This window comes from Methylorubrum salsuginis, from assembly GCF_900114375.1.
In the GTDB taxonomy this organism is placed as follows: domain Bacteria; phylum Pseudomonadota; class Alphaproteobacteria; order Rhizobiales; family Beijerinckiaceae; genus Methylobacterium; species Methylobacterium salsuginis.
Map to the genome: position 1 here is coordinate 160,953 of NZ_FOSV01000002.1, position 15,760 is coordinate 176,712.

The following is a 15,760-nucleotide window of genomic DNA, read 5'->3' on the forward strand; positions in this document are numbered from 1 at the left end:
GGATCGCGCCGTGAAGCTCGATCAGGTCGCCAGAAGCCTTCTCCTGAAGGAGTTCGTGTCGGGGTTCGTCCTCGCCATGAAGTACTTCTTCAAGCCGAAGGCCACGATCAACTACCCCTTCGAGATGGGTCACCGCGGACCGCGCTTCCGCGGCGAGCACGCGCTGCGCCGCTACCCCAACGGGGAAGAGCGCTGCATCGCCTGCAAGCTCTGCGAGGCGATCTGCCCGGCGCAAGCCATCACCATCGAGGCGGGCCCGCGCCGCAACGACGGCACGCGCCGCACCACGCGCTACGACATCGACATGGTGAAGTGCATCTATTGCGGCATGTGCCAGGAGGCCTGCCCGGTGGACGCCATCGTCGAGGGGCCGAACTTCGAGTTCTCGGTCGAGACCCGCGAGGAGCTGCTCTACGACAAGGAGAAGCTGCTCGCGAACGGCGACCGCTGGGAGCGCGAGATCGCCCGCAACATCGCCACCGACGCGCCGTACCGCTAAAGGCGGGCGCCATTTCGATTGTGCGCCGCAAGGCCGGGTTCTATAGACGGGCCGCCGCCTGCGGCCGAGGGTCCACCGAGGCAGAAGGGAGCCGTCCGCGAGGGCGGCCGATGCTGAAAACCGCATGACCGCAGCCGCCGCCTTCTTCTATCTCTTCGCGGGCCTCGCCGTTGCCTCGGGCTTCATGGTGATCGCCGCCAGGAACCCCGTCACCTCGGTGCTGTTCCTGATCCTCGCCTTCGTGAATGCCGCGGGCCTCTTCGTCCTGATGGGCGCCGAGTTCCTGGCGATGATCCTGATCGTCGTCTATGTCGGCGCGGTGGCGGTGCTGTTCCTCTTCGTCGTGATGATGCTCGACGTGGACTTCGCCGCCCTCCGGCAGGGCTTCCAGCGCTACCTGCCGGTCGGCGGGCTGATCGGCGCGGTGTTCCTGATCGAGCTGCTGCTGGTGGTGGGCACCTGGACCCTCGATCCGGGCCTCGTCCAGGCGCCGCTCGGGCGCGCCGCCCACGGCGAGAGCCTCACCAACACCCAGGCGCTCGGCCGAGTGCTCTACACGGACTACGTCTACTTCTTCCAGATCGCCGGCCTGATCCTGCTGGTCGCGATGATCGGGGCCATCGTCCTGACCCTGCGGGATCGCGCCGGCGTCAAGCGCCAGAACATCTCGGTGCAGAACGCCCGCACCCAGGCCATGGCCGTCGACACCATCAAGGTTCCGTCCCGCCAGGGCGTGGAGGTCTGAACATGATCGGCCTGAGCCATTACCTGACGGTCGCCGCGATCCTGTTCACGCTCGGCGTGCTCGGCATCTTCATCAACCGCAAGAACGTCATCGTCATCCTGATGTCGGTCGAGCTGATCCTGCTCGCGGTCAACATCAACCTCGTGGCGTTCTCGACCCATCTCAACGACATCACCGGCCAGGTCTTCGCCCTGTTCGTGCTGACCGTGGCCGCCGCCGAGGCCGCCATCGGTCTGGCCATCCTGGTGGTGTTCTTCCGCAACCGCGGCTCCATCGCCGTCGAAGACGTGAGCATGATGAAGGGCTGACGGCTCTCCACCACAGCCGCCCCTTCGTCCCGCCTGCTGCGAGGCACGATCCCCCATGTATCACGCCATCGTCTTCTTCCCGCTGATCGGCGCGCTGATCGCCGGCCTGTTCGGCCGGTCCATCGGCGCCCGGATGAGCGAGCTCGTGACGACGGGCTGCCTCGGCTTCGCCTGCTTCCTCGCCTGGGGCGTCTTCTTCCTCGTCACCGGCGACGGCCGGGCCGAGACCGTGCCGGTGGCGCAGTGGTTCTCGGCGGGCGACCTCACCGTCGATTGGGCCTTCAAGGTCGACACGCTGACGGCGATCATGCTCGTCGTCGTCACCTCGGTCTCGACCCTCGTGCACGTCTATTCCATCGGCTACATGCACGAGGATCCGCACCGGCCGCGCTTCTTCGCCTACCTGTCGCTGTTCACCTTCGCCATGCTGATGCTGGTGACCGCCGACAACCTCGTGCAGATGTTCTTCGGCTGGGAAGGCGTCGGCCTCGCCTCCTACCTGCTGATCGGCTTCTGGTACGAGAAGCCCTCGGCCAACGCTGCGGCGATGAAGGCCTTCATCGTCAACCGCGTCGGCGATTTCGGTTTCTCCCTCGGCATTTTTTTGGTGTTTGTCCTCACCGGATCCGTGGGCTTCGATGCCATCTTCGCCAAGGCCCCCGAGCTGAAGGACGCGACGTTCCACTTCCTTGGGGCTGACTGGCACGCCCTGACGCTCGCCTGCCTCCTGCTGTTCATGGGCGCCATGGGCAAGTCGGCGCAGTTCCTGCTGCACACCTGGCTGCCGGACGCGATGGAGGGCCCGACCCCGGTCTCGGCGCTCATCCACGCCGCCACCATGGTGACCGCCGGCGTGTTCATGGTCGCCCGCCTGTCGCCGCTGTTCGAGCTGGCGCCGACCGCGCTCACCGTCGTCACCGTCATCGGCGGCATCACCGCCTTCTTCGCGGCGACCGTCGGCCTCGTGCAGAACGACATCAAGCGGGTCATCGCCTATTCGACCTGCTCGCAGCTCGGCTACATGTTCGTCGGCCTGGGTGTGGGCGCCTACGCGACGGGCGTGTTCCACCTCTTCACCCACGCCTTCTTCAAGGCGCTGCTGTTCCTCGGGGCCGGCTCGGTCATCCACGCGATGCACCACGAGCAGGACATGCGGAACATGGGCGGATTGCGCCCCTACATCCCCTTCACCACCGCGATGATGACGATCGGTACGCTTGCGCTGATCGGCTTCCCCTTCACCGCCGGCTTCTACTCGAAGGACGCGATCATCGAGGCGGCCTACATGTCGGACCGCCCCGGCCACGTGCTGGCGTTCCTCGCCACCGTGATCGCCGCGCTGATGACCTCGTTCTATTCCTGGCGCCTGTTCTTCCTCACCTTCGAGGGCCCGCAGCGCTGGGTCGCCCACGGGGCGCACGGTCACGACGACCACGCGCACGCGGCGCACGACCAACATGCCCACGCCCACGCGGCGCACGCCCACGACGCCGACGGCAAGCCCGGCCATCACGAGGGCGTCGCCCACGACGATCACGGCCACGACGTCGAGCCCGCCTCGCACAGCGCGATCGAGCACCACGACGATCACGGCGCCCACAAGCCGCACGAGAGCCCGCTCGTCATGACGATCCCGCTGGCCATCCTGGCCTTCGGTGCCCTGTTCGCCGGCCTGATCTTCAAGGACCGGTTCATCGGGCACGACATGGACAAGTTCTGGGGCCACGCGCTGCCGCACGATTCCGGCAACGGCATCATGCACAAGCTCCACGACGTGCCCGGCTGGGTCGCCAACGCGCCGTTCGTGATGCTGGTGCTCGGTTTCGTGCTGGCCTTCTGGATGTATCTGCGCCGGCCCGACCTGCCGAACCGTCTCGCGACCTCGCAGCCGATCCTGTACCGCTTCCTGCTCAACAAGTGGTACTTCGACGAGATCTACGACCGGATCTTCGTCCGCCCGGCCAAGAACTTCGGCCTGTTCCTGTGGAAGGAGGGCGACGGACGCGTCATCGACGGCTTCGGCCCCGACGGCATCTCGGCCCGCGTGGTCGACGTCACCCGCGGCGTGGTCCGCTTCCAGACCGGCTACGTCTACCACTACGCCTTCGTGATGCTCGTCGGGGTCGCCGGCCTGATCACGTGGTACCTCGTCTCCGGCGTGCCGGCGGTCGGAGGAGCGCATTGATGTTCGGCCTCGGCATTCTCTCCGGGCTCCTGATCGTTCCCCTCGCGGGCGCCGCCTTCATCCTCACCCTGGGGGAGGAGACGGAGGCCGTGAAGCGCAACGCCCGCTGGGCCGCGCTCATCACGACCGTCGTCACCTTCCTGCTCTCGCTCGCCGCCTGGGCCCGCTACGACATCGCGTCCCCGAGCTTCCAGCTCGTCGAGAGCCACGCGTGGCTCGCCGAGAACATCCGGTTCAAGCTCGGCGTCGACGGCTTCTCGATGCCGCTGATCCTGCTGACCACGTTCCTGATGCCCTTCTGCATCGGCGCCTCGTGGCTCTCGGTCGAGAATCGCGTGAAGGAGTACTTCGTCGCCTTCCTCGTGCTCGAGACGACGATGATTGGCGTCTTCTGCGCGCTCGACCTCGTGCTGTTCTACCTGTTCTTCGAGGCCGGCCTGATCCCGATGTTCCTCATCATCGGCATCTGGGGCGGCAAGCGGCGCATCTACGCGAGCTTCAAGTTCTTCCTCTACACGCTGCTCGGCTCGGTGCTGATGCTGCTCGCCATCATGGCGATGTACTGGGAGGCCGGCACCACCGACATCCCGACGCTGCTGGCGCATCGCTTCCCCGTCGGCCTGCAATGGTGGCTGTGGCTCGCCTTCTTCGCCTCCTTCGCAGTGAAGATGCCGATGTGGCCGGTCCATACCTGGCTCCCCGACGCCCACGTCGAGGCGCCGACCGCGGGCTCGGTGATCCTGGCCGGCATCCTGCTGAAGATGGGCGGCTACGGCTTCATCCGGATCTCCCTGCCGATGCTGCCCGACGCCTCTGCCGAGTTCGCGCCCCTCGTCTTCGCGCTGTCGGTGATCGCGATCATCTTCACCTCGCTCACCGCGATGATGCAGACCGACATCAAGAAGCTGATCGCCTATTCCTCGGTCGCCCATATGGGCTTCGTGACGCTCGGCCTGTTCACGCTGAACGAGCAGGGCATCCAGGGCGCGCTGTTCCTGATGATCTCGCACGGCATCGTCTCGGGCGCGCTGTTCCTCTGCGTCGGCGTCGTCTACGACCGGATGCACACCCGCGAGATCGCCGCCTATGGCGGTCTCGTGAAGCGGATGCCGCTCTACGCCGCTGCCATGATGGTGTTCACCATGGCCAATGTCGGCCTGCCCGGCACCTCCGGCTTCGTCGGCGAGTTCCTAGCGATGATGGGCGCCTTCAAGGCCAACCCCACGGTCGCGTTCTTCTCGGTCTTCGGCATCATCCTCTCGGCGGGCTATGCGCTCTGGCTCTACGCACGGGTGATCTACGGGAAGCTGGAGAAGCCCAACCTCCAGGGCATTCTGGACCTCGACCTGCGGGAAAAAATCATCATCGCGCCGCTCGTCGCGCTGACGATCTGGTACGGCGTCCATCCGGCCCCCGTGCTCGACACCTTCGCGCCCTCGACCGAGGCGCTGATGCAGAACATGCGCACGGCGCTCGCCAACACGCAGAACGCGGAGGCCGCCGCCAAGGCGGCGAAGCTCGCGGCGGCGGAGAAGATCGCCCCCGAGAACTCCCAGAAAATCGAGGCCGCCGCGCGATGACCCCGATCCAGTCCGTCCTGCCGGCGATCACGCCGGTCCTGCCGGAGATCGTCCTGAGCGTCGGCGCGCTGCTGCTGGTGCTCTGGGGCGCGTGGCGCGGCGAGCGCTCGGCCGAGAGCACCAATCTCGGCGCGCTGGGCCTGCTGATCTTCACCTTCTTCCTCGTGGTCTCCCAGACCGGCACGGTGACGACGCTCAACGGCGCCTTCATCGCCGACCCGTTCGCCCGGGTGATGAAGGCCCTGATCCTGATCGGTTCGGCCGCTACGATCCTGCTGTCGCGCGACTATTTCCAGCGCGAGCGCATCGACCGGTTCGAGTACCCGATCCTGATCGTGCTCTGCACCATCGGCATGATGGTGATGGCCTCGGCCAACGACCTGATCTCCCTCTATCTCGGCCTGGAGCTGCAATCGCTCGCCGCTTACGTCATCGCCGCCTTCCACCGCGACGACGTGAAGTCGACGGAAGCGGGCCTGAAGTATTTCGTGCTCGGCGCGCTCTCGTCCGGCATGCTGCTCTACGGCTCGTCGCTGGTCTACGGCTTCACCGGCACGGTCTCGTTCCCCGGCATCGTCACGGCGCTGAACGGCCCGGCGAGCTTCGGCCTCGTCCTCGGCATCGTGTTCGTGGCGGCCGGCGTCGCCTTCAAGCTCGCCGCGGTGCCGTTCCACATGTGGACGCCCGACGTCTACGAGGGCTCGCCGACGCCGGTCACCGCCTTCTTCGCCTCCGCGCCGAAGATGGCCGCCATGGCGATGACGGTCCGCGTGTTCATCGGCGCCTTCCCGGACGTGACCGCGGTCTGGCAGCAGATCATCGTCTTCGTCTCGATCGCCTCCATGGCGCTCGGCTCCTTCGCGGCGATCGGCCAGCGCAACCTCAAGCGCCTGATGGCCTATTCCTCCATCGGCAATGTCGGCTACGCCCTCATCGGGCTGGCCGCCGGCTCGGAAGAAGGCATCCGCGGCGTCGTGATCTACATGGTGATCTACCTCGCCATGACCCTCGGGGCCTTCGCGGTGCTGCTCAGCTTGCGCCGCAAGGACCGGATGTTCGAGACCATCGACGACCTGTCGGGTCTCTCGCGCACCCATCCGTGGCTGGCCTTCAGCCTCGCCGCGATGATGTTCTCGCTGGCCGGCATCCCGCCGCTCGCCGGGTTCTTCGCGAAGTTCTACGTCTTCGCCGCCGCCATCAAGGCGGACCTCGTGACGCTCGCGGTGATCGGCGTGGTGACCTCGGTGGTCGGCGCGTTCTACTACCTTCGCCTCGTCAAAGTGATGTACTTCGACGAGCCGAAGGCCCCCTACGAGCGCATCCCGCCCGGCTCGGCCATCGTGCTCGCGGCCTCCAGCGTCGTCGTGGTGCTGTTCTTCCTGATCCCGGCCCCGCTGGTGGCGGCGGCGGGCAGCGCCGCGAAGTCCCTGTTCTGAGGGCATGACCTTCCGGCTCAGCCCGGCGGCCCGCCTGGACGGTCACCGCCTGCACAGCCACGACCGCCTCGGCTCGACCAACACCGAGGCGCTGGCCCGCGCCCGCGACGGCGAGACCGGACCGCTCTGGGTCGCGACCCGCGTGCAGGAGGCGGGCCGGGGCCGGCGCGGCAATGTCTGGCAGTCGCCCGAGGGCAATCTGTTCGCGAGTTTGCTTTGGCCGGTCCAGGGCGTGGCCCCGGAAATGGTCGCGACCTTGGGATTCGTGGCCGGTGTGGCCTTGGTCGATGCGATCCGGGATGTGGCGCGGGTCTCTCCTCCTCCTTGCGGGGAGGCGGCGGTGCCTTCTGCACCACCCCCACCCCTACCTCTCCCGGCAAGGGGGAGGGGACAGGAAGCTTTCCGCCTGAAATGGCCCAACGACGTCCTGATGGACGGCCAAAAACTCGCCGGCATCCTGTTAGAGGCTGAGCAGCTCCCCGGCGGGCGGCGCGCGGTGGTGATCGGCTTCGGCGTCAACGTGGCCGCCGCGCCCGACGATCTGCCCTATCCGGCCGCGGCCCTTCGCCCCGCGCATGCGGTCGATGCGCCCATTCTGCTCGAATCCCTGACGGAACGATTTGTCGAAGCGGCCCGGATCTGGAACAAGGGGCGCGGATTCCAAAACATCCGGCAGCTCTGGCTGGAGCGCGCGGCGGGGGTCGGGGCCCCCGTGTCGGTGCGAACCGCGGAGACGGTGCTGTCGGGCACGTTTGACACGATCGACGAGGGGGGGCGGCTCGTGATCCTCGCCCCGGACGGAACACGACGAACCGTGACGGCGGGCGAGGTGCATTTCGGACGTGCCGCGACGGCGGCTTGAAACTGGATAGACGACAAGATGACGACACGGCAGGACGAGCTCGTCTTCGTGCCGCTCGGCGGCGTGGGCGAGATCGGCATGAATGCGGGCCTCTACGGGATCGGTCCCGAGAAGCAGCGCAAATGGATCATGGTCGATTGCGGCATGGGCTTCGCCGGTGAGGAGGGGCTGCCGGGCATCGACCTGATGTTCCCGGATCTCGCCTTCATCGAGGAGCGCAAGAAGGATCTCCTCGGAATCTTCATCACCCACGCGCACGAGGACCATATCGGCGCGATCTCCGAGCTGTGGCCGCGCCTCAAGGCGCCGGTCTACGCCACGCGCTTCGCCAAGCAGCTTTTGGAGACGCGCCGCCTCTCGGAGCCCGGCGCCCCGAAGGTGGACCTGCGCGAGATCAAGCCGGGCAAGCGGGTGACCGTCGGCCCGTTCGAGATCGAGTTCGTGCCGGTGGCCCACTCGATCCCGGAATCGAACGCGGTGGCGATCCGCACCGCGTTCGGCCTCGTGGTCCATACCGGCGACTGGAAGCTCGACGACACGCCGGTGGCCGGCGACACCACCTCGCCGGAAGCCTTCACGGCGCTCGGCGACGAGGGCATCCTGGCGCTGGTCTGCGACTCGACCAACGTGCTCCGCGAGGGCCGTAGCCCGAGCGAGTCCGAGGTGTCGGCGACCCTCCGACGCATCATCCAGGAATCGCCCCACCGCGTCGCGGTGACGACCTTCGCCTCGAACGTCGCCCGCATCCGCGCCGTGGCCGAGGCCGCCCAGGCCTGCGGCCGCGAGGTGATCGCGGTCGGCCGCGCCATGGACCGGGTCATCGATGTCGCCCGCGAATGCGGCTACCTCGACGGCCTGCCAGACTTCCGCGGCGCCGAATCCTTCGGCCACATCCCGCGGGACAAGCTGGTCTGCCTGCTCACCGGCTCCCAGGGCGAGCCGCGGGCGGCCATGTCGCGGGTCTCGCGCGACGACCATCCGGCGATCTCGCTCACCGCGGGCGACCGGGTGATCTTCTCGTCGCGCGCGATTCCGGGCAACGAGCGCGATGTCGGCGCCATCATCAACGACCTGATCGAGTCCGGCATCGAGGTCATCACCGACCGCACCGAACTCGTCCACGTCTCCGGCCATCCCCGCCGCGAGGAGATGGTGGCGATGTATGGCTGGACCCGGCCGAAGGCCGTCGTGCCGGTCCACGGCGAGGCGCTGCATCTCGACGAGCATGCCCGCTTCGCCCGGAGCCAGGGCGTCGAGACCGTGGTGAAGGCCCGCAACGGCGCCGTGGTGCGCCTCGCACCGGGCAAGCCCGAGGTGGTCGAGCATGTGCGCGCCGGCCGGCTCTACAAGGACGGCAACGTCCTGATCGACCACAAGGATCGGGCGATCCCCGAGCGGCGCAAGCTGTCCCAGACCGGCATCGTCTCGGTCGCCATCGCCATCGACGAGCGCGGCATGGTGGTCGGCGAGCCGGCGGTGGACATCATGGGCCTGCCCAATCGCGGGCGCAGCGGCGAGCCCCTGCTCGACACCGTGGTGGACATCGTCCACCGCACGCTGGGCAACCTGCCGCGCGGCAAGATGAAGGACTCGGAAGCGGTCGAGAACGCGGTCGACCGCGCCATCCGCTCCGCCGTCAACGAGGCCTGGGGCAAGAAGCCCGCCTGCCACGTGCAGGTGGTCGAGGTGTGACAGTCTCGTGCGGCGCGCTAGATTGCGCCGCATCGTGGTTGCGAGCGTGGGCAGAACGATCCGGGTCGCGACCTCTGCGGAGATGTCGTGCTCTGGATTGCTGACGCCTCGCCTCGCAAGGACGGTTTCAGGTTCGGGCAGGGAGAATTCGAAAAAATGATCGGACGGCTCAATCACGTCGCCATCGCGGTGAAGGACCTCGACGCGGCGACCGCGGTCTACCGCGACACGCTCGGCGCCAAGGTGACGGAGCCGCTGCCCCAGCCGGAGCACGGCGTCACCGTCGTCTTCGTGGAACTGCCCAACAGCAAGGTCGAGCTGATGTCGCCCTTAGGCGAGAACTCGACGATCCAGGGCTTCGTCGACAAGAACCCGGCCGGCGGCATCCACCACGTCTGCTACGAGGTGGACGACATCATCGCCGCCCGCGACCAGATGAAGGCGGCCGGCGCCCGCGTGCTCGGCACGGGCGAGCCGAAGATCGGCGCGCACGGTAAGCCGGTCATCTTCCTGCACCCGAAGGACTTTTTGGGGACGCTCGTCGAGCTGGAGCAGGTCTGAAGGCCAGCCCCAAAACCCTCCCCCGCAGAAGGGGGAGGGCAATGCGTCAGCGCCCTCGGCGCTTGAAAGTTTTGCTTCCATGACCCCCCTCCGCACCCTCGCCGCCTCGACTCCGCTGACCCTCCTCACGGTGGCCGCGCTCGTCGCCGTGCTGGTGGCGGTGGCGGTGAAGGGGTTCGCGCTGACGATCTTCGGGGCGCTCGCGCTCTACTTCGTGCTGTGGTGGACCTTCCTGTTCGCGATCCTGCCGCTCGGCAACGCCGCCGAGGCCGATCCGCAGCGGCTGGTGCCGGGCCAGGATCCCGGCGCGCCGGCAGCGCCGCGGCTGCGGGAAAAAGCGCTGCTGACGACGCTGCTCGCCGGCACCGCCTTCATCGCCGCTATCCTGATCTTCCCACTCGCGAGGCTGTGAACGGGCCGCCCGTCGCGGCGTTCGCCCCGGCCCGCGCGCCGCGTTGACAGGCGCCGGAGCCCGCCCACACCTTGCTTTCGTGCCGTCGGCGCAGACCGACAGCCGACAGGGAGAGACGCCATGGCCGCGATGATGGCAGGGCCGCGCCCGCCCGCCGACGGCGAGGGCGGCGGCAACACGTGGCTGCTGCCGTTCATGCTGGCGCTGTTCTTCGCCTGGGGGCTCGCCACCGTCCTCGTCGATATCGTCACGCCCAAGCTCAAGAGCCTGTTCGCGCTGAGCTACACCGAGGCGACGCTCACCCAGTTCTGCTTCTTCGCCGCCTATGCCCTCATCTCGTTGCCGGCGGGTGCGATGGTGACCCGGATCGGCGCCATGCGCGGCCTCGTCGTCGGCCTCGTGGTGATGGCGGCGGGCTGCCTGCTCTTCGCGCCGGCCGCGCGCAGCGGGCTGTTTCCGATGTTCCTGCTGGCCCTGTTCGTGATGGCCTCGGGGATTGCCGTATTGCAGGTGGCGGCCAACCCCCTGGTGGCGCGGCTCGGCGATCCGGCCCAGGCGTCGAGCCGGCTGACCCTGGCTCAGACCTTCAACGCGCTCGGCACCACCATCGGCCCGATCGTCGGCGCCTGGACGATCCTGGCCCACACCGTCGCGCCGACCGGCACCGATCCGGCCGCCCTCGCCGCCGCCCGCCAGGCCGAGGCCGATGTGGTGCGCACGCCCTTCCTCGTCATCGCCGCCGGGCTCTGTGCGCTCGCGATCCTGTTCTGGTTCCTGCGCCGCCGGGTGCGGGAGGAGCGCAGCGCCGAGACCGCCGGCCCGGCCGGACTCGGGCTCGATCTGTTGCGGCAGCCGCGCCTCGCGCTGGGGGCGGCGGCGATCTTCCTCTATGTCGGCGCGGAGGTCGCCATCGGCACGCTGATGGTGAGCTGGCTGGAGCAGCCGCGGGTGCTCGGCGCCAGCCCCGAGCAGGCGGGCCACCTGCTCAGCTTCTACTGGGGCGGGGCGCTCGCCGGGCGGATCGTCGGCTCGTTCGTGCTGCGGCGGGTCCGGCCGGGGGCGGCGCTCGGCACGGTGGCGCTGACGGCGGCCGGGCTCGCCGTTCTGGCGGCCTCCAGCACGGGCCCGCTCGCGGGCTGGGCGCTGATCGCGGTCGGGCTCGCCAACGCGATCCAGTTCCCGACGATCTTCGCGCTGGCGATCGAGGGGTTGGGCGAGCGCACGGCGCAGGGGGCCGGCATCGTCTGCGTGGCGATCGTCGGCGGTGCCATCGTGCCGGTGGCGACCGGGGCGCTGGCCGACGGCTTCGGCCTCGCCGTGGCGCTCACCGCACCGGCCCTCTGCTATCTCTGTATCGCCGGCTTCGCCCTGGCCCATGCCCGCGACGCGCTGGGCCGACCGACCGCGCTTCCGGCCGAATAGAGAAAGCGTTCGAGGGGCTTCCGAAAAACAAAAAGCAAGGCACGAGGCCTTGCTTTGAAACAATCGAGTGTTTTGCAGCCTAGCATTATCTCGCGCATTTCTTGCGGCGCGGCGGCTGCTTGTTCCTCCCGAGACTCGGACCGTTCGCCGCCTCTGTGGGGCGGCGACCATCGCGGCGCTGCTTATAGGAAGAAGATTTCCCTTTGTCATCAGGCCGGAGACGGTTCGCGGCGCTTTTTTGCCGAGGTTGCGGCAAACTGCCTTCCGACGGGTCGAAACGGGCGGTGCGCACGCTGTTTCCCGCCCTCACGGCCGCCGTTCCGGGACGCGAAGCGAACCCGGACCCGCAGGGGCCGCCGGAGGCCTGCGATCCACGACGGGCCGCACGGCATCGTTTCCGCGTCGCATCGCGGGCGGATTCCGGGTTCCGCTGCGCGGCCCCGGAATGACGGCGTGCTGAAGGGAGACAGCCATCCCCCGCCCGGCCTGTGCTTCGTCACCGCTTGTATTTTGTGGGCGCAATGTGTTGTGTGCCTCGCGCGCCGGCCCGTCTTCCTGCCGCCGGTCGCGCCAGCCGTTCAAGGTCGAAAGATGCGTCTCTCCCGCTACTTCCTGCCGATCCTGCGCGAGACGCCCAAGGAAGCCGAGATCGTCTCGCATCGCCTGATGCTGCGCGCCGGCATGATCCGCCAGGAGGCCGCGGGCATCTATGCGTGGCTGCCGCTGGGCCTGCGGGTGCTCGACAAGGTCTGCAAGGTGATCCGCACCGAGCAGGACCGCGCGGGCGCCGTCGAGATCCTGATGCCGACGATCCAGGCCGCCGACCTGTGGCGCGAATCCGGCCGCTACGAGGCCTACGGCAAGGAGATGCTGCGCCTGAAGGACCGCCACGAGCGCGATCTGCTCTACGGGCCGACCGCCGAGGAGGTCGTCACCGAAATCTTCCGCGCCAGCGCCCGCTCCTACAAGGACGTGCCCAAGAACCTCTATCAGATCTCGTGGAAGTTCCGTGACGAGGTGCGCCCGCGCTTCGGCACCATGCGCTCGCGCGAGTTCCTGATGAAGGACGGCTACTCGTTCGATCTCGATCAGGCCGGGGCGCGCCACTCCTACAACAAGGTGTTCGTCTCCTATCTCCGCACCTTTGAGACGCTCGGCCTGCGGGCGATCCCGATGCGCGCCGATACCGGCCCGATCGGCGGCGACCTCAGCCACGAATTCATCATCCTGGCCCAGACCGGCGAGAGCGAAGTCTTCTGCGATCGCGCCTACTTGGATATGCCGGTGCCGCCGCCGTCGGTCGATTTCGACGACGTGGCCGGCCTTCAGGGCGTGGTCGATGCCTGGACCTCGCATTACGCCGCCACCGACGAGATGCACGACACGGCGGCCTTCGCCGAGGTGCCGGAGGCGTCTCGCCTCTCCGCCCGCGGCATCGAGGTCGGCCACATCTTCTATTTCGGCACCAAGTACTCGACGCCGATGAAGGCCGTCGTCACCGGCCCCGACGGGCAGGAGCGACCGGTGCATATGGGCTCCTACGGCATCGGCCCGAGCCGGCTGGTGGCCGCCACCATCGAGGCGAGCCACGACGAGGCCGGCATCATCTGGCCGGACGCCATCGCCCCGTTCGACGTGGCCCTGATCAACCTCAAGGTTGGCGACACCGCCTGCGACACGGCCTGCGCCGAGATCCAGGCCGCGCTCGAGACCGCGGGTCTCTCGGTGCTCTACGACGACCGCGACGACCGGCCCGGCGCCAAGTTCGCCACCGCCGACCTGATCGGCCTGCCCTGGCAGGTCATCGTCGGGCCGAAGGGGCTGGCGGACGGCAAGATCGAGCTGAAGCGCCGTGCCACCGGCGAGCGCGAGACGCTCGACCCGGTCGATCTGCCGGCCCGGCTGCGGCGCGTCTGAGGCGATCGCGATGGCGCTGGCGCTCGGCAGTCTGACGGACGGCGCGAAGGGCGCTCTGAAAGGGGCTTGGGCCCGCCTGCGCAGCGCGCGGGCGAGCGCCTCGACGCGGCCCTTCGCGGGCTTCGAATGGCTGATCGCCGGCCGCTATCTCCGCGCCCGGCGCCGGGGCGGCGGCGTCTCGGTGGTGGCCCTGTTCTCGGTGCTCGGCATCGCGGTCGGCGTCGCCACCCTCATCATCGTGCTCTCGGTGATGAACGGCTTCCGCACCGAGCTGCGCTCCAAGATCGTCGGGCTCAACGGCCACGTCTTCGCCGCGCCGATCGACAAGCTGTTCACCGATTACGTCGATCTCTCCGAGCGCCTGGAGAAGGTGGCGGGCGTGCGCGCCGTGGTGCCGATGGTGCAGGGGCAGGCCTTCGCCTCCTCGCCCTATGGCGGGTCCGGCGTGCTGGTGCGCGGCGTGCGCGAGGCGGATCTCGCCAAGATCCCCGCCGTCTCCTCGGCCATCAAGAGCGGCTCGCTCGAAGGGTTCGACGACGGCACCGGGCTGGCACTGGGCAAACGGCTCGCCGATTCCCTCGGACTCCAGGCCGGCGATCAGGTCACGCTCCAGACCCCGAAGGGGGCGAGCACGCCGTTCGGCACCGCGCCGCGCTCCAAGAGCTACACCGTGAAGGCGATCTTCGAGATCGGGGTCACCGATTTCGACACCACCATGGCCTTCATGCCGCTGACCGAGGCCCAGGCCTTCTTCAACCGCGACGGCGACGTCAGCCTGATCGAGATCTATCTCGACGACGCCGACACGGTGGGCGAGATGCGCGAGCCCCTGGAGATGGCGGCGGAGCGCCCGGTCCTCCTGACCGACTGGCGCCAGACCAACCGCACCTTCTTCGGCGCCCTGGAGGTGGAGCGGAACGTGATGTTCCTCATCCTCAACCTCATCGTCATCGTGGCGACGCTCAACATCGTCTCGGGCCTGATCCTGCTGGTGCGCGACAAGTCCTCGGACATCGCGATCCTGCGCACCATGGGGGCGACGCCGGGGACGATCATGCGGGTGTTCCTGATCAACGGGGCGCTGATCGGCATCGTCGGCACGGTGATCGGGCTGATCGGCGGGGTGCTGTTCACCCTCAACATCAAGCCGATCCAGCGCACCCTGTTTCCCGGCGCCTGGGACCCGACGGTGCGCTTCCTCGCCGAGATTCCGGCCGAGATGAACACCACCGAAGTGACCATCATCGTCGTCACCTCGATCCTCTTGTCGCTCGCCGCGACCCTCTATCCCTCCTGGCGCGCCGCCCGGCTCGATCCGGTGCAGGCCCTGCGCTACGGCTGACGGAATCTCCATGACACAGTCGCAAGCCGGCGCCGCGCAGCCGGTGCCGGCCCTGTTCTTCTCGGGCGTCGAGCGCCGCTACCCGCAAGGGGAGGGGGCGCTGGAAATCCTGCGCGGCACCGATCTGGCCATCTGGCCGGGCGAACTCGTCGCGCTCGTGGCCCCCTCCGGCGCCGGCAAGTCGACGCTGCTCCATCTCGCCGGCCTCTTGGAGCGGCCCGACGGCGGCGAGGTCTATATCGGCGGCCAGCCCACCGCCGCGATGTCCGACGGCGAGCGCACCCGGCTGCGGCGCGAGGAGATGGGCTTCGTCTACCAGTTCCACCACCTGCTGCCGGAATTCTCGGCGCTGGAGAACGTGGTGCTGCCCCAGCTCATCCGCGGCCTCGGCCGCAAGGAAGCCGAGGCGCGGGCCGCCGAGCTCCTGAGCTTCCTCGGCCTCAAGGAGCGCCTGCCGCACCGTCCGGCCGAACTGTCGGGCGGCGAGCAGCAGCGCGTCGCCATCGCCCGCGCGGTGGCCAACGGGCCCCGCCTGCTTCTGGCCGACGAACCCACCGGCAACCTCGACCCGCAGACCTCGGGCCGGGTGTTCAGCATCCTGCTTCAGCTCGTGCGCGCCTCCGGCCTCGCCGCCCTCATCGCCACCCACAACATGGACCTCGCCGCCCGGATGGACCGGCGGGTGACCATCCGCGACGGGATGATCGAGCAGCTGGGGTAGGGGCGATCCGCGAAGGAAGAGCCGCTCGCAGGCTCTGACGCGACCCTGCCGATCCCCATCCGTACGCCCCGAGGCGGG

14 protein-coding genes are annotated in these 15,760 nt (G+C 68.4%); all 14 read left to right on the forward strand.

Features of this window, described 5'->3' with window-relative positions:
- The first annotated feature begins 10 nt into the window (after window positions 1-10).
- The 14 genes from nuoI (at window position 11) to BM140_RS03545 (ending at window position 15,682) form a co-directional block, all read left to right on the forward strand.
- Complete coding sequence (nuoI, locus tag BM140_RS03480) at window positions 11-499, forward strand: NADH-quinone oxidoreductase subunit NuoI (protein WP_091942023.1); 489 nt, start codon at window positions 11-13, stop codon at window positions 497-499.
- A gap of 124 nt (window positions 500-623) precedes the next feature.
- Window positions 624-1,244: an NADH-quinone oxidoreductase subunit J gene (locus BM140_RS03485; RefSeq protein WP_091942025.1), complete on the forward strand. Its 621-nt coding sequence runs from the start codon at window positions 624-626 to the stop codon at window positions 1,242-1,244.
- A gap of 2 nt (window positions 1,245-1,246) precedes the next feature.
- Window positions 1,247-1,552, forward strand: coding sequence for an NADH-quinone oxidoreductase subunit NuoK (gene nuoK / locus BM140_RS03490; protein ID WP_003598182.1), 306 nt, complete (start codon window positions 1,247-1,249; stop codon window positions 1,550-1,552).
- A gap of 55 nt (window positions 1,553-1,607) precedes the next feature.
- Window positions 1,608-3,737 carry an NADH-quinone oxidoreductase subunit L gene (nuoL, locus tag BM140_RS03495; protein ID WP_091942027.1) on the forward strand — a complete coding sequence of 710 codons (2,130 nt, stop codon included), beginning with the start codon at window positions 1,608-1,610 and terminating at the stop codon, window positions 3,735-3,737.
- On the forward strand, window positions 3,737-5,317 hold the full coding sequence (locus BM140_RS03500) for an NADH-quinone oxidoreductase subunit M (RefSeq protein ID WP_091942029.1): 1,581 nt from the start codon (window positions 3,737-3,739) through the stop codon (window positions 5,315-5,317). The genes nuoL and BM140_RS03500 overlap by 1 nt, the downstream gene beginning before the upstream one ends.
- Entirely contained in the window at window positions 5,314-6,753 is a 1,440-nt protein-coding gene (gene nuoN / locus BM140_RS03505) for an NADH-quinone oxidoreductase subunit NuoN (protein WP_091942032.1), read from the forward strand. Before BM140_RS03500 ends, nuoN begins: the two co-directional genes overlap by 4 nt.
- A gap of 4 nt (window positions 6,754-6,757) precedes the next feature.
- Window positions 6,758-7,615, forward strand: a complete 858-nt coding sequence (locus tag BM140_RS03510) for a biotin--[acetyl-CoA-carboxylase] ligase (RefSeq protein WP_091942034.1) — start codon at window positions 6,758-6,760, stop codon at window positions 7,613-7,615.
- A gap of 18 nt (window positions 7,616-7,633) precedes the next feature.
- The gene (locus tag BM140_RS03515; RefSeq protein WP_091942036.1) at window positions 7,634-9,307 is read left to right on the forward strand and encodes a ribonuclease J; all 1,674 of its coding nucleotides are present in this window, start codon (window positions 7,634-7,636) and stop codon (window positions 9,305-9,307) included.
- Window positions 9,308-9,463: 156 nt separating this feature from the next.
- A complete protein-coding gene (mce, locus tag BM140_RS03520) occupies window positions 9,464-9,868 on the forward strand; it encodes a methylmalonyl-CoA epimerase (protein WP_091942038.1) in 405 nt (134 codons plus the stop codon).
- A 79-nt stretch (window positions 9,869-9,947) separates the two neighbouring features.
- Window positions 9,948-10,280 carry a DUF1467 family protein gene (locus tag BM140_RS03525; RefSeq protein WP_091942041.1) on the forward strand — a complete coding sequence of 111 codons (333 nt, stop codon included), beginning with the start codon at window positions 9,948-9,950 and terminating at the stop codon, window positions 10,278-10,280.
- Between the two features lie 120 nt (window positions 10,281-10,400).
- The gene (locus tag BM140_RS03530) at window positions 10,401-11,702 is read left to right on the forward strand and encodes a sugar MFS transporter (RefSeq protein WP_207549423.1); all 1,302 of its coding nucleotides are present in this window, start codon (window positions 10,401-10,403) and stop codon (window positions 11,700-11,702) included.
- Between the two features lie 591 nt (window positions 11,703-12,293).
- Entirely contained in the window at window positions 12,294-13,619 is a 1,326-nt protein-coding gene (gene proS, locus BM140_RS03535) for a proline--tRNA ligase (protein ID WP_091942044.1), read from the forward strand.
- A 10-nt stretch (window positions 13,620-13,629) separates the two neighbouring features.
- Entirely contained in the window at window positions 13,630-14,961 is a 1,332-nt protein-coding gene (locus tag BM140_RS03540) for a lipoprotein-releasing ABC transporter permease subunit (RefSeq protein WP_091942046.1), read from the forward strand.
- A gap of 10 nt (window positions 14,962-14,971) precedes the next feature.
- A complete protein-coding gene (locus tag BM140_RS03545) occupies window positions 14,972-15,682 on the forward strand; it encodes an ABC transporter ATP-binding protein (protein WP_091942048.1) in 711 nt (236 codons plus the stop codon).
- The last annotated feature ends 78 nt before the right edge of the window (window positions 15,683-15,760 follow it).